The 21,820-nt window shown below is 66.2% G+C and carries 18 protein-coding genes; 8 read left to right on the top strand and 10 right to left on the bottom strand.

All coding sequences use genetic code 11. The features are described 5' to 3' along the window. Nucleotide 1 precedes the first annotated feature (1 nt). The gene (locus IE116_RS21925; RefSeq protein ID WP_189615379.1) at nucleotides 2-1,090 is read right to left on the bottom strand and encodes a glycosyltransferase family 4 protein; all 1,089 of its coding nucleotides are present in this window, start codon (nucleotides 1,088-1,090) and stop codon (nucleotides 2-4) included. Nucleotides 1,091-1,092: 2 nt separating this feature from the next. Further along, on the bottom strand, nucleotides 1,093-2,127 hold the full coding sequence (locus IE116_RS21930; protein WP_189615381.1) for a glycosyltransferase family 4 protein: 1,035 nt from the start codon (nucleotides 2,125-2,127) through the stop codon (nucleotides 1,093-1,095). Between the two features lie 446 nt (nucleotides 2,128-2,573). On the opposite strand from IE116_RS21930, the gene IE116_RS21935 reads away from it, so the two are divergent. Then, nucleotides 2,574-2,978: a DUF4148 domain-containing protein gene (locus IE116_RS21935; protein WP_189615383.1), complete on the top strand. Its 405-nt coding sequence runs from the start codon at nucleotides 2,574-2,576 to the stop codon at nucleotides 2,976-2,978. A gap of 52 nt (nucleotides 2,979-3,030) precedes the next feature. Here IE116_RS21935 and IE116_RS21940 read toward each other — a convergent pair whose 3' ends face one another. Continuing rightward, on the bottom strand, nucleotides 3,031-5,109 hold the full coding sequence (locus IE116_RS21940; protein WP_189615385.1) for a putative bifunctional diguanylate cyclase/phosphodiesterase: 2,079 nt from the start codon (nucleotides 5,107-5,109) through the stop codon (nucleotides 3,031-3,033). A gap of 229 nt (nucleotides 5,110-5,338) precedes the next feature. On the opposite strand from IE116_RS21940, the gene IE116_RS21945 reads away from it, so the two are divergent. Continuing rightward, entirely contained in the window at nucleotides 5,339-6,877 is a 1,539-nt protein-coding gene (locus tag IE116_RS21945) for an EAL domain-containing protein (protein ID WP_189615387.1), read from the top strand. Between the two features lie 53 nt (nucleotides 6,878-6,930). Here IE116_RS21945 and IE116_RS21950 read toward each other — a convergent pair whose 3' ends face one another. Both IE116_RS21950 and IE116_RS21955 read right to left on the bottom strand, forming a co-directional pair. After that, entirely contained in the window at nucleotides 6,931-7,083 is a 153-nt protein-coding gene (locus tag IE116_RS21950) for a rubredoxin (RefSeq protein ID WP_229828697.1), read from the bottom strand. A gap of 11 nt (nucleotides 7,084-7,094) precedes the next feature. Then, entirely contained in the window at nucleotides 7,095-7,829 is a 735-nt protein-coding gene (locus IE116_RS21955) for a hypothetical protein (protein ID WP_189615391.1), read from the bottom strand. A 194-nt stretch (nucleotides 7,830-8,023) separates the two neighbouring features. Here IE116_RS21955 and IE116_RS21960 point away from each other — a divergent pair, with 194 nt between their 5' ends. Continuing rightward, nucleotides 8,024-9,112: a Bug family tripartite tricarboxylate transporter substrate binding protein gene (locus IE116_RS21960; protein ID WP_189615392.1), complete on the top strand. Its 1,089-nt coding sequence runs from the start codon at nucleotides 8,024-8,026 to the stop codon at nucleotides 9,110-9,112. Nucleotides 9,113-9,116: 4 nt separating this feature from the next. On the opposite strand, the gene IE116_RS21965 is transcribed toward IE116_RS21960, so the two are convergent. Together IE116_RS21965 and IE116_RS21970 are read right to left on the bottom strand one after the other, a co-directional pair. Continuing rightward, nucleotides 9,117-10,505, bottom strand: coding sequence for an undecaprenyl-phosphate glucose phosphotransferase (locus IE116_RS21965; protein WP_189615394.1), 1,389 nt, complete (start codon nucleotides 10,503-10,505; stop codon nucleotides 9,117-9,119). A 51-nt stretch (nucleotides 10,506-10,556) separates the two neighbouring features. Beyond that, on the bottom strand, nucleotides 10,557-11,342 hold the full coding sequence (locus IE116_RS21970) for a WecB/TagA/CpsF family glycosyltransferase (protein WP_189615397.1): 786 nt from the start codon (nucleotides 11,340-11,342) through the stop codon (nucleotides 10,557-10,559). A 449-nt stretch (nucleotides 11,343-11,791) separates the two neighbouring features. Between IE116_RS21970 and IE116_RS21975 the strand changes: the two genes are divergently transcribed. The 5 genes from IE116_RS21975 (at nucleotide 11,792) to IE116_RS21995 (ending at nucleotide 17,655) form a co-directional block, all read left to right on the top strand. Then, a complete protein-coding gene (locus IE116_RS21975) occupies nucleotides 11,792-12,607 on the top strand; it encodes an SLBB domain-containing protein (RefSeq protein WP_189615399.1) in 816 nt (271 codons plus the stop codon). A gap of 30 nt (nucleotides 12,608-12,637) precedes the next feature. Further along, entirely contained in the window at nucleotides 12,638-13,933 is a 1,296-nt protein-coding gene (locus IE116_RS21980) for a hypothetical protein (RefSeq protein ID WP_189615401.1), read from the top strand. A 76-nt stretch (nucleotides 13,934-14,009) separates the two neighbouring features. Next, on the top strand, nucleotides 14,010-15,695 hold the full coding sequence (locus IE116_RS21985; RefSeq protein ID WP_189615403.1) for an FAD-dependent oxidoreductase: 1,686 nt from the start codon (nucleotides 14,010-14,012) through the stop codon (nucleotides 15,693-15,695). Next, nucleotides 15,692-16,627, top strand: a complete 936-nt coding sequence (locus tag IE116_RS21990) for an NAD-dependent epimerase/dehydratase family protein (RefSeq protein WP_189615405.1) — start codon at nucleotides 15,692-15,694, stop codon at nucleotides 16,625-16,627. The genes IE116_RS21985 and IE116_RS21990 overlap by 4 nt, the downstream gene beginning before the upstream one ends. 17 nt (nucleotides 16,628-16,644) lie before the next feature. Next, nucleotides 16,645-17,655: a glycosyltransferase family A protein gene (locus tag IE116_RS21995; RefSeq protein ID WP_189615407.1), complete on the top strand. Its 1,011-nt coding sequence runs from the start codon at nucleotides 16,645-16,647 to the stop codon at nucleotides 17,653-17,655. A gap of 447 nt (nucleotides 17,656-18,102) precedes the next feature. On the opposite strand, the gene IE116_RS22000 is transcribed toward IE116_RS21995, so the two are convergent. Genes IE116_RS22000 through IE116_RS22010 form a run of 3 tightly spaced genes read right to left on the bottom strand, consistent with a single transcriptional unit; the run spans nucleotide 18,103 to nucleotide 21,817 of the window. Next, nucleotides 18,103-19,158, bottom strand: a complete 1,056-nt coding sequence (locus IE116_RS22000; protein WP_189615409.1) for an acyltransferase family protein — start codon at nucleotides 19,156-19,158, stop codon at nucleotides 18,103-18,105. A gap of 58 nt (nucleotides 19,159-19,216) precedes the next feature. Further along, entirely contained in the window at nucleotides 19,217-20,617 is a 1,401-nt protein-coding gene (locus IE116_RS22005) for a lipopolysaccharide biosynthesis protein (protein WP_189615411.1), read from the bottom strand. Further along, nucleotides 20,618-21,817 carry a glycosyltransferase family 2 protein gene (locus IE116_RS22010; RefSeq protein WP_189615413.1) on the bottom strand — a complete coding sequence of 400 codons (1,200 nt, stop codon included), beginning with the start codon at nucleotides 21,815-21,817 and terminating at the stop codon, nucleotides 20,618-20,620. Nucleotides 21,818-21,820: the final 3 nt, after the last annotated feature.

The raw sequence follows: 21,820 nt of genomic DNA on the forward strand, positions 1-21,820 counted from the left end.
CCTAGAGGATGAGGTCCGCGCAGGCCGGGCGGGGCGCGGGCACCTCGCCTGGCGCCGCGCCAACGGAAGCCCGGCACAGCCCTTCATAGATCGGCAGGTAGTCGGCCACCATGCGCGATGCCGTGAAGCGCGTCTTGAACGCGGCGCGGCAGGCGCGGCGATCGATCTCGGGCAAGCGGTGCACCGCCTCGACGGCCTCGTCCACGGTATCGACGATGAAGCCGGTCACGCCATGCTCGATCACTTCGGGCACCGACCCGCGCCGGAAGGCGATCACCGGCGTGCCGCAGGCCAGTGCCTCGGCCATGACCAGCCCGAAGGGCTCGGGCCAGTCGATCGGAAAGACCAGGGCACGCGCCCCGCCCAGGAAGGCGTTCTTCTGCCTGTCATCCAATTCGCCGCGATAGTTGACGATGGGGTCATCGAACAGGTGACGGATATCGCGCTCGAAGTAATGCAGGTCGCCGTTGTCTATCTTGGCGCCGATGTGCAGCGGCACGTGGGCACGGCGCGCGATCTCGATTGCCAGATCGGGCCGCTTGGCGGGCGCGATGCGGCCCAGGAAGGCCAGGTAGCCGCCGCCTCCATCGCCCTGCGTCAGCAGGTCGTCGGGCAGCCCGTGGTGCACGGTGCCCTGCCAGTTGAGCCAGGGCAAAGGCGTGCGCTGCGCGTCCGAGATCGACACTACGGGCACGTCGGCAAAGGCCCGGTACAGCAGCGGCAGGCCGGGAATATCCAGGCGCCAGTGCAAGGTCGTCAGGTGGGGGCAGGCCAGCCTGCGCGAGAACGGGAAGTGCTGGTAATCGACATGGAAGTGCGCCAGATCAAAGTTGCCCGACTGCCGTACCACCTCTTCCAGCATGGCGAAATGAAAGGCCTGCGGATCGGCGGTGTCTTCCACCAGGCGCACCGCGCATGGGCAACTTTCGATCAGCCGTGCCTGCGTGCGCGACCCGCCGCATGCAAACAGCGTGACGTCGTGTCCTTGCTGCACCAGTTCTTCGGTCAGGTAGGAGACCACGCGTTCGATGCCGCCGTAGGCTTGCGGCGGCACGGTTTCATACAGCGTTGCGACCTGGGCAATCCGCATGGTCAGGCCTCCTCCAGCAATTGTCGGTACACCGCCAGGTAGTCGTGTGCCATGCGGTCTGCCGTAAAACGTTGTTCGAAAACGCGCCGGCAGGCCGCGCGATTCAGGCTGCCCACACGTTCGACCGCATCGACCGCTTCGTTGACGTCGCCAACTATCAGTCCACTGACGCCATGGTCGACCACTTCGGGCACGGCGCCGCGGCGGAACGCAATGACGGGCGTGCCGCAGGACATGGCTTCGATCAGCACCATGCCGAAGGGCTCGGGCCAGTCGACGGGAAACAGCAGCGCCCGCGCGTTGGCGAGCAGGGCGTGGCGCGCCTCTCCGCCGACCTCGCCCAGGTACTCGACGACATCTTTATTCCGGGCCAGCAGCGGTTCGATCTCGTCCCGAAAATAGCCGTGCTCGCCGGGATGCACCTTGGCGGCCATCTTCAGGGGCAGGCCGGTGCGACGCGCGATCTCGATGGCCAGGTCGGGCCGCTTGGACGGCATCATGCGGCCCAGGAACACCAGATAGTCGCCCCCCGTCGGATGGAAGGGCAGGACGTCGGGCGGCATGCCGTGGTGGATGGTGGCGCGCCAGTTCGCCGACGGCAAGGGCTTGCGTTGATCGTCGCTGATCGACACCAGGGGCGCATCGGGAAACTGCGCGTACAGCGGGCCATGGTCCGCCGGAAGCAGCAGGCCATGCATCGTCGTGACATGCCGGCAGGGCAGCCGCTTTGACACGGGCAGGTGCATGGGCTCGCCATGGAAGTGCACGATGTCGAATTGGTCGGCCCGCTGCGCGACCGTTTCCAGTTGCCGGACGTGATGGCATTGGGTGTCCCATACCGAACTGTCGCGCCACAGGCCGCGCTCGCACGTCGCCACCAGGTGCGCGCCCGTGCGCGAGTCGCCCGTGGCAAACAGTGTCACGTCATGTCCTGCCGCGACCAGGGCTTCGGTGAGGTAGGACACCACCCTTTCGGTGGCGCCGTACGCCATCGGCGGGACGCTCTCGTACAAGGGCGCGACCTGGGCAATCCGCATCTCATCCAACTCCTGTCATGTCGACCGCTGCCACCAACCGGCAGCAGCCTGACGAGTCGAGCAACGGCTATGCCCATGCTGGTCGACGCCAGGCCGCTCTTGCGGGCACACGGCCGGTTGAGCCAGGGACGCATGGCGCATGCGGGAGAACCGTCAAGGAAGGGGCCGTCAGGACGCCGATCCGCCGTCGGCGTCACCCAAATCGATGAGCACGATGGCGCACTGGCATTGCCAGCGTTGGTCGTCCATACACGACTGCCAAGGCGGGATTGTTAGCCGGGAATGAATAGTGATGTCGATCTATAGGGGTTTATCCCAGCTGCGGACGCTAATACAGTGACGTCACTGGCTCATAACCATGAGCACTTCAGCCACCGTCCACACCAGGACGCCGGCACGCGCCGCCCAACAGCCCCGCCCCGCCGGTCAGTAATAAAGGAATCATCATGAAGACCACGACCGCAGCCCTGCTTCTCGCCCTGTCCGTTACTGGCGCCAACGCCTTTGCCGACAGCAACGTCGTTACCGACGCCAACTATCCGGGCCCCTTCTCGCTGGAAAGCAACACCACCCACGCCCAGGTGCGGGCTGAATTGGACCGCGCCCGCCGGGCCGGCCTGATCGTTGCCGATGCCCAGTACCCCGGTGCGTTTACGCCCGCTGCCAGCGCAGCCAACCCTGGTGTGACGCGTGAGGTGGTCCGCGCCGAACTGGCCCAGGCCCGCACCGAAGGCGTGGCTTTTGACGACGCGACCTACCCGGTCCCTGGCCACACGGTTCCCCATGGCCGCCATGCCGGCCACGGCAGCCGCGTGGCCACGTCCGGCCAGGGCAATGTCGTCATCCGCTAAGGGACGGCCAGGTGCCCCCGGGCGCCCCTGAAGCACGAAGCGGCCGCGCGGTTCAGGCGGCCGCTTCGTGCGTCGGTACGTTCGCGGCCACGAACTGCGCGGCGGGCAAGGGATGCCCCAGCAGGAAACCCTGCAGGGAATTGCACCCCAGCCGGGTCAGGAAAGCCTGCTGTTCGGGCGTCTCGACCCCTTCGGCCACGATGTTCAGGCCCAGCTTGTGGGCCAGCGCAACGATGGCTGAGATGATGGCGGCGTCGTCGCCGTCCTGTTCGAGTTGACTGACAAAGCCCTGGTCGATCTTGAGTTCAGTTGCCGGCAGGCGCTTCAGGTACATCAGGCTGGAATAGCCGGTGCCAAAATCATCGATCGAAATCGAGACCCCGAGGGCGACCAGGCGGTTCAGCACCTCCATGCTTGCTTCGGCGTCGCGCATGGCGATCGATTCGGTAATCTCCAGCGTCAGGCGCTCGGCGGCCACACCGTGCCGTGACAACGCGTCGCGCACCAGGTCGACCAGACCGGCATGCTGGAACTGCAGGGCCGACAGATTGACCGCCATCGTCCAGGACGTATGTCCGTCGTCACACCAGGCGCGCAACTGCCGGCACGCTTCATTGATCACCCACGCGTCGATCGCCAGGATCAGGCCGGTCTTTTCCGCCATCGGAATGAACTGTGCCGGGGGCACCAGGCCGCGTTCCGGATGGTGCCAGCGCAGCAGGGCTTCGGCGCCCACAACCGGGCCCGCCGGCGCCACGAACTTGGGCTGGTAGTACAGCTCGAATTCGTTGTTGGTCATGGCCGATCGCAGGTCCTGGAGCAAGCGCAACTGTTCGCGTGCGTTGGCGTTCATCGACGGCTCGAAAAAGCAGTATCCGGCGCGGCCGAGGCTTTTGGCGTGATACATGGCGGCGTCGGCGTTCGTCATGAGGCTGGCGCCTGAATCGCCGTCGCCGGGGAACATGGCGATGCCGATGCTGGCCGTCACGAGCAGCAGGTGATCCGCCAGGGCCACCGGCGCCGACACAGCGTCAATCAGACGCTGCGCCAGCTGGGCCGCGTCGTGCGGGTCCGCTGCCGATGCCAGCACCACGAATTCGTCGCCGCCGAGCCGGGCAATGCTGTCTTCGGCCCGCAGCTCGCTGCGCAGGCGCTGCGCGACGGCGATCAGCAACGCGTCGCCGGTGTGGTGCCCGTAAGCATCATTGATTGCCTTGAAACCGTCCAGGTCCACGAACATGATGGCGAAGCTGCCGCGGCCGCGCTGGCCCTGGTCGACCGACCGCTTGACGTGTTCCTGCAGCAGGATGCGATTGGGCAGTCCGGTCAGGGTGTCGTGCAAGGCAAGCCGGATCAGTTCTTCGTTGGCCGCTTCGAGCGAAAACGACAGCGCCGACGTGCGCTGCTGCATGCGCGCATCGAGCAGCGCGGCAACCAGGGCAATCGCCAGCACCCCCAGCGTGACGGTCGTGACCAGCAGCGCGAGCCACGAAGCCGACATGCCGCTGCCAGCCGCCAGGCACACCGTGCCCAGCGGAAAGCTGGCCGCCGCCATGCCGGTGTAGTGCATGCCGACAATCGCCAGGCCCATGATGACGCCAGCGCCCAGGCGCAGCATGCGCTCGCGCAGGGAATCCTGGGCGGTGCGGCGGGCGATCCACAACGCAGCACCCGATGCCACAATGGCAATCGCGATGGACAGCGCCACCACCGACGCGTCATACCTTATGCCCGGGTCCATGCGCAGGGCGCCCATGCCCACGTAATGCATTGCGGCAATGCCCGCGCCCATCAGCACGGCCGCGCCGCATAGCTTGCCCGCGGGCAGTTGCGGCTGGCTGGCGACGTTCAGGGCGAAGGCGGACGAGACGATCGCGATCACGACCGACAGCGTGGTCAGGCCAACGTCATAGCCAAGCGAAATGGGCAGGCTGAAGGCGAGCATGCCGATGAAGTGCATGGACCAGATACCGAGACCCATTGCCAGCGCGCCGCCGGTCAGCCAGATGCGGCGGGCGATTCCCGTTGTGGCCCGCACGCGATTGGCCATGCCAAGCGCGGTGTACGACGCCAGGATGGCCACGCCTATGGACAGCACGACCAGGGCAGGGTGATAGTTGACCGGAAGCATGACTTCTCCAGGCCACGTCCTTGACCGGACTGGCCGACACCGCAGTGTGGTTATGGTTGCGCCGCGACAGATGTCGACCCGGTGGAGTAAGCCTTGGAAGTAAGCCCACGCACCCAGACGGCTTTATACCCAAAACCCACGGGGACGTTATTCATAAATTCTCACGGTGTGGGTTGCGCGCCACCACGGTGTATCCTGAGCGCCTCTACGGCCGGGCACTTTCCATGCGATGACAGCACAACCCTTCGCTTTCGCAACATCGGGCGTGCTCGCCTGCATGGCGATCGGGCTGGGCGTCGGTCTGTGGGCCGGCGTGGCGACGCTGCATGACCAGATCGAAGACGATACCGGCCGGCTCGCGCAGCTTTACATTGAACGTGCCGACGCCGTGGGCGACGACATCGTCCAGGCCCTTGCTCGCATCCGGCAATCCCCCGCCGCGCCGTGCAGCGACGCCGACCTGGCGTGGCTGCGCCGCATCGTCATCGAGTCCCGCCACATCAAAAGCGCCGTGCGCCTGCATGATCGCGAGATGCTGTGCAGTTCGACCCTCGGAAAGCTGCCGGCGCCGACCGGTCGGGCCACGGCGGACTTCGAGACCAGCCGCGGCCGGCGCGTCCTGGTCGACACGCCCTTGATCGGCATGCCTGGCGTGCGCGGCATGGTGATCGAGGAAGGCAATGCGTCGGTGGTGCTGAACCGCGAGGCCTTTATCGACAAGGTCGATCCGCGCCTGGACTACACGGTGGTCGCCGATTACGACACCCGTCGCGACGTCTTCATTTCGAACATGCCGCCCGCCGGACTTGCCTTGCGCACCCTGGTGTCGGGCGAACCCGTCACGGTGGACGGCCGGCGCTTCGAAGTGCGCTGTTCGACTGCGCACACCGGCTGCATCGTGGCCGCGCTGCGCGATCGGCCCCGCGCCACGGGCTCGCCGCTGGTCATGGCCTTCGGCCTGTTCGGCCTGGTCGGAGGACTTGGCGGCGGCGTGGGCCTCGTGTCGGCGATCGCGCGCTCGCGGTCCCTGTCGCGCCGGCTGCGTGCGGCGCTGGGCAATAACGAGCTGACGGTCGTGTATCAGCCCATCGTGCGCCTGGCCGACCGCGAACGGGTGGGCGCAGAATCCTTGATCCGGTGGCGCGACACCGAAGGCCATGCCATCAGCCCCGACGTGTTCATTGCCGTGGCCGAAGAAGAAGGGTTCATTTCGGAGGTCACGCGGTTCGTGCTGCGACGGGTGATGGCCGAGCTGGCCGACGGACTGCGCCAGCGCCCCGGCTTTCGCGTCACGGTGAACCTGTCCGCCAAGGACGTGCTGGACCCCACCTTTGCGGGTTTTGTGCGGCACGAATTGCAGGCAGCAGGCGTCTCGCCAGGCGCCATCGGCTTCGAGTTGACCGAGCGTTCGACCGCGGACCACGACGCCATCGGCCGCGGCATCCAGGCCCTGCGCAAGGCCGGCCACGCGGTCTACATCGACGACTTCGGCACCGACTATTCGAGCTTGTCGTACCTGGCGCAGCTGCAGGTGGACATGATCAAGATCGACCGCAGCTTTACGCTGGCGCTGCAAGAGGGTGCGGAGCAAAGCCTGATGCCGCAGATCGTGGCAATGGCGCGCACGCTGTCGCTGGGGCTGGTGATCGAAGGCATCGAGACCGATGCGCAGGCACGCATCGTGGCCGGGATCGATCGCGATGCGCTGGGGCAGGGCTGGCTGTTCGGCTCGCCGGTGGAGGCAAGCCACTTGTTCGACGCAGGCTGACCGTCACGATCGATTCGCCGCCCGGCCAGTGCGGGCAAGGCAGCCTGAGACCTTCAGGCCTCTTCGCGGAATTCCTCTTTGCCCGCCGAACAATTCGGGCAGGCCCACGCCTCTGGGATGTCTTCCCATTCGGTGCCGGCGACGATCCCGTCTTCCGGGTCACCCATGGTTTCGTCGAAGACGTAATTGCATCGGGTGCAGTGCATGCGCCGTATCGTCATGATCTGGGGAACTGCAGAAAGAGGACATCGGCGCCGGCTTCGCCCGCTTGCAGCACCAGCGCCGGATCGTCGGATTCGACGAACAGGGTCGAGTCGATGTCGAGCCGTTCGCCCTCGTAGTGCAGGGCGCCGCCGATCACCATGAAGTAATGCCCGCCGCCCAATAACGGGTCGGGGCCCCGCGCCGTCATGTTCGGGCCGAGGCGATACAGCGTGGACGCGACGCCGTCGTCATCGGGTTCAAGCAGCGTGTCGATACGCGGTGACGCGAGCGCCGCGGCCTCGTCGGGCGTGGACGAGCGGATGTCGGTGCTGAGCAGGAAGCGCCGGCGCGACGGGAGGATGGCTTCCTTGACCCCGGGCTTGGCCAGGTATTGCGGGCCCGGATCGCCCGCGGCGCGCAGCGTCATGTAGTGCAGTGCATCGGGTCCGGCGATCAGCGGGCCGTAGGTGGTGTAGGGGTCGGTGTAGTGAACGGAGTAGGTCGAGACCGGATGGCTGCCGATGTGGCCGCCGCCGCGCAGGATTACCTGGTATTGCGAGACCGTGTGGTAATGCGCGCCGACTTTCTTGTTCGGGCTCATTTCCACCGTGAACGCCTGGGGCCGGCCGGCGCCGCCGCGGTCGGGCTTGGCGCCGATGTACTCGATGCGATAGGCCGGAATCAGACCAGCCTGGGAGAGCGCGGCGGACTGCGTGCGGGCAGTCTCGTTCGATACGGCGATAACCATGCAAGGCTCCGTCAAACGCGCGCACGCGGCCCGGATGGGCGGCGTCTGCCACTTCACCTTAGGTGAAGCGTCCGGACCATGTCAAGCGCCGGCCGCCATGCTTTCATTGTCCGGTCGATATGACATTCACGCTTGACGACGGCGCGGCGCGTGCCGGAATATCGAGCTTGGCTGAACATTATCCGGACAAAGTCATGCGCTTACGTTTGAACGATGGGCAGGGGCCAGGCCGACGCGCGATCCGCGCAAGGACGGGCGCGGGGCTGGCGCATGGGGTCGGTGCGCATGGGGTGCGCGCCTATGTGGTGCGTGCCTATGTGGTCGGCGCGTATGTGGTCGGACTTGCCGCCGCGGCACTTCCGTTCGCCACTGCCTGGGCGCAGGGCGCCTATCCGGATCACCCCATCAAGCTGATCGTGCCCTTCGCGCCGGGCGGCACCAGCGATGTCGTCGCGCGCCTGGTCGCGAGCAGCCTGAGCGAGGCGCTGGGCCAGACCGTGTTCATCGAAAACAAGGGCGGCGCGGGGTCCATCCTTGGCACCGACGCGGGCGCCAAGGCCGACCCCAGGGGCTACTTTCTGGTGCTGACCAACGGCGCGGCGATAACGACCGGGCCGCTGCTGGGCCAGAAGGTGTCGTACCGGCCGATCGACGATTTCACGCACATGGTCATGATCGGCACGTTCGCGAATGGCCTGGTCGTGCGCAGCGATCATCCGGCAAAGACGTTCAAGGAATTCGTCACCCTCGCGCAGAATGCCAACGGCACCTACAACTACGGGTCGGCGGGCGTGGGGTCAGCGGGCTTTCTGACGGGCGAACTGCTCAAGCAGAAGGCCAACCTGAAAATGACCCATGTACCGTACAAGGGCACGGGCGCGGCGATCAACGATCTGCTGGGCGGGCAACTGGATGCGATCTTCAACAATCCGGGCGTGGCGGCGGCGCAGGCCAAGTCCGGCAAGGTGCGGATCCTGGCGGTCAGTGGCGCAAAGCGTTTGCCGGACATGCCCGATGTGCCGACCATGGATGAGGCGGTGCCCGGCGCCATTGGCGAAGCGTGGTTCGGGATTTCCGGACCGGCCGGGATGCCGCCTGCGGTCGTCACCAAACTGGTCACGACCATTCAGACGGTGATGGCGACGCCCGAACTGAAAGCCAGGCTGATCGAACAGGGCCTGACGCCGACGGCATTGGGGCCGGCCGAGTTCTCGCGCTTTTTGAAGGAAGAGGACGCCAAGTGGGCGCCGGTGATCAAGGCAGCGGGCATCAAGCTGGAGTGATCGCCTAGAACGCGCTGCGGTCCCGCACCACCAGCAGCGCCGTTCGCGCAATGATCTTGATGTCCAGCCACAGCGACCAGTTCTGGATGTAGTAGCGGTCGTGTTCCACCCGCTGCATCATCTTGTCCAGCGTATCGGTTTCACCGCGCAGGCCGTTGACCTGCGCCCATCCGGTAATGCCGGGCTTGACGGTGTGCCGCAGCATGTAGCCCTTGATCTGCTGGCGGTACAGCTCGTTGTGTTCCGCCGCGTGCGGCCGCGGTCCGACCAGGCTCATGCTGCCATCGAGCACGTTCAGGATCTGCGGCAGTTCGTCCAGCGAGGTCTTGCGGATGAAGCGTCCCAGCGGGGTGATGCGCGGATCGCCCCGTGTCGCCTGCTGCACCTTGGCGGCTTCGGGCAGGTGCACATGCATGGACCGGAACTTGTAGATGCTGATCGGCTTGCCGTCCTGCCCGTAGCGGGTCTGCCGGAAAAACACCGGCCCCGGCGACGTGCGCTTGATGCCGATCGCAATCAGGACCATCGGCAGCCCGAAGACCAGCAGCATGCCCAGGGCCACCACCACGTCGAACGCGCGCTTGAGCACCCGCGACATGCCCAGGATTTCGGTTTCGTGCAGGGCCAGCAGCGGCACGCCGGCAATGTCGGCCACGTTGATCTGGAAGGGGCTTTCGCGCGGTGATTCGGGTACGAAGTAGATGGCGGCGGTGGTGTCGCCCAGGCGGTCCATGATGGGCGTGGCCTGCGGGTCGGTGATCAGCCCGGTGCCCAGGAAGACGACCTGGCACGGCGTGGTGCGCAGATAGTGGTCAAGCTCATCGAGTCCGCCCAGCCGTTTGACGGTGCTGTCTTCGCCTTTGTAGGGGCGACCGAAATAGCCATCGATGCGGATGCCGAGCATCGGCGAGCGCGCCAGCCGCAGGGCCAGCGTGCGCGATTGGCGGCCGGGCTGGATGAAGATCGCGCAGCGTGCGTCAGTCCCGCTGTACAGGCGCACCGCGCTCAGGCGCATCAGGGCAAGCGCGCCCAAGATTAGGGGCCAGGTGCCGATGGCCCACAGCTGCATGACTTCGCGCATGTGGTCGCGGTCGGATTCGGGCAGCAGCACATAGGCCAGCAGCACGACCATCACGACCTGTACCCAGCGCAGGCTGGCGCGTCCGAGCATGTAGCTCATCTGGCGTGTACTGAGCAACTGGTCGAACTGGTAGAACAGCACACAGGTGGTGGCCGCAATGATCGCGCCCTTCATGAGGTCCAGGTCGGCAAACGGATAGCGTTCGAACGCCGCGGCGGCGAAATAGCCGAACAGCGCGACAGCGGCGGCGCCGATGCCCACCATATAGAAGAACAGGCGCTGGTGCTGCGTATGTTTTTCTCTGTGGGTCATGGCGGGGTCAACAGATCGGAAAACAACATGGGGACGAAGCGGAGGGCGGCTTCAAGGCCGGGCGTTCTGTCGCCATTCGCGCCAGCACATGCGGGCAAATCGCGGATCGTCGACCAGATAGCGGCGCCAGAAGCGCTTGGGATTGGAGACCAGGCGCCAGGCCCATTCCATGCCGGCCTTCTGCACGAAACGTGGGGCGCGGCGCTGCAGGCCGATGCCAAATTCCATGGCGGCGCCAACACACAGGATCAGGCTGCCGGGCAGGGTGGGGCCGTAGTGAAGCGACCAGACTTCCTGCTTGGGCATGCCCAGGCACACGAACAGCAGATGCGGTGCACGTTCGCGCTGCATGTCGGCCGCTGCCAGGCCTTCGGCACCCAGCGGATCAAAGTTCATGGACGGGCAGTGCACCTGGATGTCGATGCCGGGGTAGTAATCCCGGAAACGGTCTTCCAACGTTTTTTCAGTTCCTGGAATACCGCCTATGACCGATACCCGCCAGTTGCGGGTTATGGCCTCTTGGCACAGCGCAACGAACAGATCGGCGCCGGTGACCCGTTCGGGCAGCGGCCGGCCCAGCAGGCGGCTGGCCCAGACGACGGGCATGCCATCGGCAAAAATGAACTCGGCCGAGGCATAACTTTCGCGAAATTCTGGCGCGGCCTTTTCCATCCGGACGATGTGGTCGACATTGGGAGTGACCACGACGCCGCCACGGCTATGCCGTTCGGTGATCCACGCGGCAAGCAAGTCGACCGCCTGCTTGAGGGTGACTGGACGAACATTGAGATCGAACAGGCGGATGCTGCCGGCAGGCTGGGAAGGAGTGGGTTTCACGGGTGCGTTGCGCGCAAGCTAAGGGATGAAATTCGGCAGTGACAGTCGTTGCATGCGAGACAAAATTACGGCCCGCAACCTGTCAATTCATCCAAATAGCTTACGGTACAATCACAGGCTGCATCCTCTGGTTACACCCATTTTTCCGGACTTAACTGCGGGTTATGCAGCAATGCCACAGGCTTGCGTTGTTTCGGTGCAACTGAGCCTTGTCGGCCTTTCCATTGCCGGCCGGGTTGCCAACAATCTACAGGCGCCGCCTTACCGACGGCGATACAGGAGAACATGTGTTGGCAAGCAGGATGACGTTGCGCCGGGACGCGAACACGCCGGGACCGGACAGGAACGTGCGCGGTGCGTCCCCGCGGCCCCGCGCGGGCAACTGGCTGGCGCGGGCATGCCGTCGTGCGGGTTCCGCACTCGCTCTGGCCGCTGCCTTGTGCGGCGCCATGCCCGCCCTGGCTCAGAGCACGCTGCACCCCGGCCGCCTGGCGCCGTCCACCATGTCCATGTCCGAAGTCGAAGGCGGCGCAGTCGCCACGGTCGGCCCGGGCGACACCCTGTATATGACCGTGTATGGCCGTCCGGAACTGTCGGTGCAGGTCACGGTGGATGTCGATGGCAGGATCGTCGTGCCCTTCATCGGACCGATCGCGGTCGCCACCCTGTCGCCGACCGACGTCGGCCAGCGCATTGCCGAACAGATGAAGACGCAGGGCTTCCTGCGCGACCCGCAGATCGCCGTCGAAGTGGTCCGCGTGCGCAGCCGCATGGTGTCGCTGCTGGGTGAGGTCACGCGGCCGGGCCGCTATCCGATTGAAGGACAGATGACGCTGCTGGAGCTGCTGGCCGTGGCTGGCGGCCCCAAGGAACTGGCCGAAGACCATGCCATGGTGCTGCGGCGGGGCGCGACGCCCGACGCCGCGCAGCAACGTCTGCAGGTCGCCATCGGCAACCGGCAACTGCCGTCGCTCCAGATCCAGGACATGCCCTTGCAGGCCGGCGACATCGTCTACCTGCCGCAGGTGGCGCGCTTTTTTGTCTATGGCGAGGTTGGCAAGTCGGGGGCATACCCGATGGAAGCCGGCCTGGACGTGATGCGGGCGCTGGCGCTGGCGGGTGGCCTGAACGCCCGCGCGTCAGACCGCCGTATCGACATCAGCCGCAAGGACACGACCACCGGCGAGACCCGCAAGATGCGCGTCCGGCTGACCGACCCCGTGCAGCCGGGGGACGTGATCCATGTGGACGAGCGCATTTTCTGATCGATTGCCCCGGTACGCGGCGGCTCTCGTATGACGATGCGTCGCGCCCGATGGCTGGCGGCGCCGGCTTGCGTCTGCGCGCTTGGCGCCATCCCGCCTGCTGCCGCGGCCGAGTTTCCCGGGTTCATCGATTACGTGCTGAAAGCCGACAGTTCCTTGCAGCGCCTGAGCAACCCCTTCCGGGTGTCCGATGCCGAGCGCGGCTTCTATGGGCCCGACACCGTCTGGCTCAACGAAGTCAGCGGCGCCGTCATCGGGCCGCTGCTGTCGGACCGCACGCGCTTCGTGGCGTCGGGCAGCTTGGGCAGCGCGGTGTACGACCGGCATCCCCAACTGACGCATCAACCCAAGCGCCTGGATACCGCATTTCAGTGGCGGGCGGGCAGGCTGTTTCAGGGATCGGTGGGACTGGGGCAGGAACAGCGCCTGAACCGCTTCCTGTCCTTGAGCGCGCCCGAGCGCGATCTGGTGGATTCCCGCAACTTGTTTGCCGATGTCGGACTGCGGGTGACCGAGTCGTTGACGTTGCCGCAGCTGAGCGTGTCGCGTAATGCGCTGCGTTATGAATACCCGTTGAATGCCACGCTCTACAACCGCAACGAAAACCGCGTGCAGGTCGCCGCGCGCTACAGCGGCTGGGGCGCGACCTACGTGCAGGCGGGGCTGATGCAGTCACGGGTGGAGTACATGGACCGCACCCCGGGGCTGATCGCGCAGGTGGACAAGCGCTACGCGGATCGCGAAGCCTTTGTCGATGCGCAGTGGGTCTACAGCGCCAAGACCATGCTGTCGAGCCGGATTGGCTATCGGCAGCGCAGCTACGAGACCCTGACCGACCGCAACACCAGCCTGATCACGGTGGACGCGAAGGCGGCCTGGCAGTACTCGCCCAAGACGCGCTTTGACGTGGCGGTGTGGCACCGGCCGTACGCCAATGAAGAAGACCCCGGCATTCTGTATTCGACCTTGACCGGCGCGCGCGCATCGATCCGCTGGCAGTACACCGACAAGCTGTGGCTGTCGTTCAACGTGGTGCGCGAGAACCAGAAGAACACCCGGCTGGCGGCCATCAATGATGGCAGCAGCGAGGCGCTGCGCTTCGGCCCTCGCGTGGAATGGGCCGTAAACCGGAACATGAAGCTGACCGTGGACGGCTGGCGCGACAACGTTGAGGGCCGCAACTATCCGAGTTCGACCAGCACGGTGCTGCGCGTCGGCCTGACCCTGATGACAGACAACGGCGGCGCGGGCCAGCCCGAACGGCTGCTGCGCAGCCCGGACTGCGCCGCGCCCAGATATGTGGAGACGACGCTGTGCTACGACTGACGATGCGCGGGGCGATGACGCGGCCGGTCACTACCCGGCCGGGCGAGCGCCGACCGGCCATGAAGCGGGGCCACCCATGATCATTGACGCGCGCGACCTGCTGTCGGGCACGCCCCTGAGCGCCGACATCTGCATCGTGGGCGCGGGCGCCGCGGGCATTTCGATGGCGCTGGCGCTGGCCGACAGCGGGCTGACCGTGCTGCTGCTGGAAAGCGGCGGCGACGACGAGGACGAGGCCACGCAGTCCCTGTACAGCGGCGAGGTCGCCGATGAAAAGATGCACAGCCCCCTCCACCGCTATCGCATGCGGCGGCTGGGCGGATCGACCACGGTATGGGGCGGACGCTGCATGCCCTTCGATCCCATCGACTTCGAAGCGCGCGATTACGTTGGCAGCGAAGCCTGGCCCCTGCCATTCCAGGAGGTCGCCGCCTACTATCCGCGAGCCAACGCGTTGTGCGAGGCGGGCGACTTCCGGTATCGGGCGGGCGAGACCTTCACGCGTCCGCTCAAGCCCATGATGGAAGGGTTCGAGAGCGCCCACTTCTCGGCCGACACGTTGGAGCGGTTCAGTTGTCCGACCAATTTCGGCTGGCGCTACCGCCGCCGCATTGCCATCGCGCCCGCGGTGCGCATGGTGTTGCACGCGAACGTGACGGCGATTGACGTCAATGCCGCCGGCACATCGGTCACTGGCCTGACCGTCCGTACGCTGAGCGGCGTGACCGTCCCCGTGCATGCGCGCCGCTACGTGCTGGCCGTGGGCGGACTGGAAACCGTGCGCCTGCTGCTGAACAGCCCGGGCGCCAGCGGGCAGGGCATCGGCAACGCCCACGACAACGTGGGCCGCTACTACATGTGCCACGTGGCAGGCACCATCGGCAGCCTGCAACTGGCGCCGGGGCGTCATGCCTGGCATGGCTATGACGTCAGCGACGAAGGCATCTATTGCCGGCGGCGGCTGGCGCTGCGGCCCGACGTGCAGCGCCAGCGGCGGGTCGGCAACTTTGTCGCCCGCCTGCACCACCCGCGCATGACCGATCCGCGTCACCGCACCGGCATTCTGTCCTTGCTGTGCCTGGCCAAATTCATGGTGCCCTACGAATACGCCAAGCGGCTGTACGGCGACGAAAAAACGAGCCTGGGCACCTGGCTCGCGCACCTGCGCAACGTGCTGCTCGACATTCCGGGGGTGATCGCTTTCCTGTGGCACTGGGGCCGCGACCGCACGCTGGCGTCGCGCAAGTTTCCGTCGATCATCGTGCACCCCAAGGCGCACCGGTACAGCATCGACTTTCATGCCGAACAGATTCCGCATCGCGACAGCCGCGTCACCTTGACCGACACGTGCGACGTGCTGGGCATGCGGACGCTGTCGGTCGATTGGCGCTACACGCCGCTGGATGTCGAGACCGTGCAGTGCGCCCTGGCGCTGCTGGCCGACGACATCCGCGCGTCGGGCGTCGGCACGCTGGACTACGCCCCGGCCGAGGTCGAAGCCGAGATGACGCGGTATGGCGCCTACGGCGGCCACCACATCGGTACCGCCCGCATGGGCGCCGACCCCGCCACCAGTGTCGTCAATGCCGATGGCCGCGTGCACGAACTGGACAACCTGTATGTGGCGGGCTCGGCGGTGTTTCCCACGTCCAGCCAGGCCAATCCGACCCTGACCATCGTGGCGTTTGCGCTGCGCATGGCCGATCACCTGACCCACGACCTGCGCGCCGCGCAACGCGCGCACGCCCCGGATCGCTTATGACACTGAACGTATTGATACTTGGCGCCAACGGCTTTGTCGGCCGCAAGATCGTGGCGCGGCTGGCGGCGTCGGACTGGGCCACGCCGATCGCGGCCACGCGCCGCCCGGTAGCGCTGGCCGGCGCCCGCAACGTCACCTTCGACGCGGCCGATTCTGGGGCGCTGGCTGCCGCCGTGCGCGAGGCCGACGCCGTCGTCAACTGCGTGGCGGCATCGGCCGACGTCATGGTGGCAGGCGCCCGCGCACTGCGGCAGGCGCTGCGCGACGCCCCCGGCCCGGCGCGACCCGTCGTGCATTTCAGCTCGATGGCGGTGTATGGGTCCGCACTGGGCAAGGTCGCGGAATCGCATCCGTTGCTGGGCGACGTCGGGCCCTACTCGATCGCCAAGGTCGAAACGGAACAACTGCTGGGCGACCTGCCCGGCGCCGTCATGCTGCGGCCCGGCTGTATCTATGGCCCCGGCAGCACGCAGTGGTCGGTGCGCATCGCGGAACTGCTGCGTGCCCGCCGCATCGGCGACCTGGGCCTGGCCGGCGATGGCTGCAGCAACCTTGTCTACATCGACGACGTGGTCGACGCCGTCGACGCCGCGCTGCGCCGGCCCGAAGCCGCAGGCCGCGCCTTCAATCTGGCGATGCGCAATGCACCGCGCTGGAACGAATATTTCGTGCAGTACGGCCGCGCGCTGGGCGCCGTGCCGGTCAAGCGCATCACGCCGCGCCGGCTTGCCATCGAACGCCGCGCCGCCATCCCGCTCAAGGTGCTGGAAAAGATAGGCGGCAAGGTGGGACTGCGTCATACCCCGGCCGTGCTCAGCCCGTCGATGCTGGCCTTGTGGCAGCAGGACATCGTGCTCGTGCCTGACGCGGCCGAAACGGTGTTGGGCTTGCGCTGGACGCCGCTGGAAGCCGGCCTGCGGGCCACGTCATGAATCAAGGAGTGCGAGGCATGGACTATCCGAACCGCATCGCGGTGCAGATCAACATGTACCCGATGGACTACCGGCACGTGGAACAGCTGCTGGAGCACCAGATCAGGGTGTGGGGACCGATGGTCGATCACATCGTGGTGACGGTCGACACGCATCGCAGCCGCTCGGGCCGGTACCGCGGCAGCAACTTCGACCGGTACATGACGGACCTGCGCGCCTTGCTGGCCCGCTTTGGTGAACGCTACCCGCAACTGCGCACGGTGCTGGTCGACTACAGCCCCTCCGCCCGCAAAGAGGTGGCGCAGGCCTTCTTCGGCCTGGATGACATTCCCGTCAAGGCCTGGGACGGCGGCCCCTTCTATGCCTACTTTTTCGGCCTGTTGCACGCCGATGCGCGCTACGTCGTCCACTTCGACGGCGACATGCTGTTTGGCGGGGGCAGCTCGACCTGGGTCGAGGAAGCCCTGGCCCTGTTTGCGGCGCGCCCCGACACCCTGTTCGTCGGCCCCTTTCCCGGCCCGGCCCGCAGCGACGGCGCCGTGCGCGGCCACAGCGGCGAACACGCCCCGGTCGACGTTGCCGGCGGCCCCGCCTACCGGTTCAAGGAAGTCAGCACCCGCATCTTCATGATCGACCTGCAACGCCTGCGCGACACGCTAGGCGTGCTGCCGCTCCTGCCCCCCCGCTTCCTGAACCGCTGCAAATCCCGCCTGCTCGGCAACCCCCCCGACGCCCGCGAAGCTGAAGTGATCCTGGGCGACGTCCTGAAAGCCAACCACCTGTGGCGCATTGACTTTCTGGGCCAGGCACCCGGCATGTGGTCCCTGCACCCCCCGTACCGAAGCGAGGCCTTCTACCGCCGGCTGCCCGAACTGATCGCCACCGTCGAACGCGGCGATGTGCCGGATGCGCAGCGGGGGGATTACGACATGAACGACAGCATGATCGATTGGTCGGAGGCTCGGGCCAGGGGGAGGCGGCATAAGCGGTTATGGAGGTTGTTCAAGGATCGGGTGGGGGTTAGTTGAGGTTTTGGGGCAGGTCGGAAGAGTTGCTGGCTTGAAGCCCGGACGCCGCGGGGAGTCGCATTGCGAGGCCGAGCTCGCTGGGTCCCGGCCTACGCCGGGCCTGGGCATTGCAAAGCCTCGCAATGCGACTCCCCGCGCCATCCCTGAACTTGGCAGAGTTGGTGCTTGCTTGGGGGGGTGACCGATCTTCGGGTGGGGTGAGGGAGGATATTGAGTTGCGGTGGGGGAGTGGGGGGGAGTTGCTGGCAACGAGCCAAGCACTCACCGCCCGCCCCAAGAAAGCACACATCGCAAAGAGTTTTTCACCACCAGAGGACGGCGTGGGTAGTTGGGTTGGGGGGAATTGCGCCAGCTCTGACCCCCAACCCAACTACCCACGGCGGCCGCGCAAGAACTCCGCACCATCGGCAAGCACCCCGCGCCACGGCAAGAAAAGTGCTCAAGAACTCAATGCGAAGGCACCCGCTCCCCCGCATGCGCCTGCACCGGAACCCGCTTCTTCTTGAACACCTCAATCAACGGCTGCTCCAACCACCGGAACATCGCCAGTCCCACCACACTCACCGCCACCACCCCCACCACACAAAACGCCGTCTTGCCAAACGGCATCGCATCCATCCCCACCTTCCGCCACCCCTGACTCAACGCCGACAACACAATCGTATGCGACAGATAAATCGAATACGACGCGTCCCCCAGCTTGTGTAGCAAAGGCATCCGGGGCAGCGACTGATAGCGCTCCAGCATGATCGCCCCGATCACGATCGCCGCCGCCGGAACCCCCTGCTGCAGCGGCCGCGTCAACGTCGGCGCAACGAACGACAACAGCACAATCGTCGCGAACCCGCCCACCACCAGCAACCACCCCAAGGCCGCCGACCCGCTGCGCGGATCCCGGGCATACCACCACCCGATCCCCATCCCCAGCAGGAACTCCAAGGTAATGTTCGACGTATACGAAATCCACATCGGATGGCTGCTCGGAATGAGCCAGCCCGCCGCGATCAGCGCCACGAACACCAGCGCCGTCGCGCCGAACCGCCAGGCCGTCGTCAGCACCAGCGTCAGCCCGAAAATCACGTAATACAGCATCTCGTAATTCAGCGTCCAACCCACCGTCAGCACCGGCTCCATATGCCCCGCGGGGTTCGGCGTCGAAATGAACAGATACGACGCAATCACATGCATCAGATTGAACTGCGTGCTTTGCATCAGGTGCGGCGCGATCAGCATCACCGCCACCGCCACCGACGTCAGGACCCAGTACAGCGGCACGATCCGCACGACCCGGCGGCGGTAGAACTCCAGCACGGTCACGTTCTTGCCGCGCGTCGTGATCCACATCAGGAAGCCGCTCAACGCAAAGAAAATGTCCACGCCACTTGCCAGCCAGTGCGGCCAGTAGTGGTCATAGCCCATGCGTTCAAGCTGCGGATACAAGTGCACGCCAACGACCATCATGGCCGCGATACCGCGCAGGTATTGGATGGACAGCATTTCCATGACGGGTCAGCCTAACGGTGCGCGCCGACGGAGGCGCTGGAAGAAACGAGGAAAGGGTTCATCGCGGGGCGGCATCGGCGGCATCGGCGGATACCGGCGCCGGCGTGTTAGCGTGCCTGTCGGTCTGCGACTCAAGCCGTGCCAGCCAAAGCACGGCCACCAGATTCAACAGTTCGCCGGCCAGGATGCCGATCAGCGCCCCGCGCGTGCCCAGCTGCACCATGCCGACATAGCTGATGCTGAGCGAGATCACCGCGCACACCAGCGACACGGCCATCAGGATGCGAAAGCGCTGGCGCAGCACCAGCAACTGATTGAGCGGATCGCGCACCACCATCACCAGGAAGATCGCGATCCACATCAGCAGCAGGGTGTCGCGATCTTCGAAGCGCTTGCGCATCAGGTCCAGGAAGATCCAGTCGCGCAGCACCCAGACCACGATGCCGTACACCAGGGTCAGCGCGCCGATGCCGGCCGAGAACATGATCAGTCTGCGCAGCGTGCGGGCGACGCCGTGTTCGTGCACCCAGTTCGACGCGATAGGCACCAGTTGCCGCTGCACGCCCGACGACAGCAGGTTGATCGGCATCAGCAGCAGACGCGACGCCGCCAGCGCGGCGACATCGGTCACGTTCAAGGTGGCGGCGGCCAGGAAGCTGTAGCCCTGCGTGAACAGCCAGTAGATGACGCCGCCCGCGGCAGCCATCGACCCCATCCTGGCGATGCCCGCCAGGCGGCCCGGCGCGGCATGGGGATCGAATTCGGGCCGCAGCACGCGGCGCAGCAGGGCGGCGCCGATCAACGCCGAGACCGCTGCGGTCAGCAATGCGGCCACGGCGGCGGCCGGAAACCGTGTGGCCAGCACGCCGCCGGCGATCAGGCAGACCACATACACCGCGTCGGCGCCCAGCACCGGCACCGTGCGCTGATACATCATCAGGACCGCGCGGAAGTACTCGCGATACAGGGCGCAGGCAATCAGCGCCAGGCCCGCCAGCAGCACGGGCCCGGCTTCGCGATCCAGCCAGCCCATGCCCCAGGCGATCGCGGCGCAGGCGATGGTGACGACACTGCCGATCGTCCCCCAGCGGATCTGATCGCGCAGCAGGCTGCCGATCCACGAACGGCGTTCGTCATTCGACAGCTGGGGCAGGTGGATGACCAGAGGGGTGCCGACAAAGGTGCCTTGCAGCGTGGTGGCCAGCATCATGGCGTTGAAGGCCAGCACGTAATAGCCGTACTGCGCTTCGGGCGTGTAGCGGATCAGGATCAGGCCAACGACGAAGTTGGCCGCCGACAGCATGGCCTGGTCGATGATTGAACTGCCGAACAGTTTGACCAGCTTGTGGTCGAGCTTGCGGCCCAGGGGGCTGGACCGCAGCCGGGCGGCTGGCCCGGCCGCACGATCGGGTTGGTCAACCGGGCGGGCGGCCTGCGCGCGCGTATCGCCGTGCGCCATTCAGGGCCTGTCCTTGACCGGTTTGTCGCGCACGGTCTTGACCCAGGCCGTGTTGCTCTTGTTGCGCACCAATACGATCAGCTTCCAGATCACGAAGAAAGGTACGCGCGCCAGGTCCAGCAGGGCGCGTGGCCCGAGCGGCGTGAGCTGCCAGCCGCGCAGCACGTGCAGGATCAGGACCAGCAGCAGCGCCAGCGACAGCACGAACCAGCCGTCCATGGCCGGAACAAACCACGCGGCGATACCCGACAACACCAGCAGCACGCCGATCTGCAGCCCGACATACCCCAACGGCAACAGCAGCAGGTCGCAGCCCAGTTCGAAGGTGACGCGGTCGGGACGGGTCAGGCCCAGCTTGAGCAGATGGCCGGCGTACTTGCGCACGACCGTAAAGCGGCCGCCTTCCCAGCGTTGCCGCTGCGAGCGGGAAGCCTGTTCCGACGACACCAGTTCGGCGTCGGCCGCGGCCTCGTCGGCATAGAACACGCGGATGCCGGCCTCGCCCAGCTGGATGCCGTACTCCAGGTCTTCGGTCATGGAAAACACGGCGAACGGGTGGCGGCGAAGCAGGGCGTGGGTCAGGCACATGCCGTTGCCGCGCAGGCCGCAGGACACACGCAGGCGTTCGCGGGCGCGGGACCGCACGGCGTGGAAGGCGCCATAGGCAATCGTGAGCATGCGGGTGCGCCACGAGTCGTCGGGGTTGAGCACGCCATAGTTGGCCTGGATGGCTTCGGCGCCTTGCTCGATGCGCGACGCATAGGCTTCGAGCAGATTGGGCGAGACCTCGGTATCGGCATCGACCACGGCGACCGCGTCGGCACGGCCGGTGGCGGCGCTGTGCGCGATGCCATGGGCCAGCGCGTAGCCCTTGCCGCGCCGTTCCAGGTCACGGCGTACCAGCACGTGGGCGCCGGCGGCATGGGCCAGCGCCGCGGTATCGTCGTCGCAGTTGTCGGCGATCACGACCACGCGGAACTGATTGGCAGGCCAGTCGATGCGGCACAGGCTGCGCACGGTGCGTGCGATCACCGCCGTTTCATTGTGGGCCGGCACCAGAATGTCGAAGCGCAACCTGCGGGACGACGGCGGTGGCAGCGGCACCCGCGCCGACAGCAGTGTCATCAGCCCCAGGTACAGGCAGGCCAGCACGACCGGCAGGGCAAGCACAAAAAAGAAAAGGTGCAAAAAAGGGATCATGGT

Source organism: Pigmentiphaga litoralis (assembly GCF_014651835.1).
GTDB classification, from domain to species: domain Bacteria; phylum Pseudomonadota; class Gammaproteobacteria; order Burkholderiales; family Burkholderiaceae_B; genus Pigmentiphaga; species Pigmentiphaga litoralis.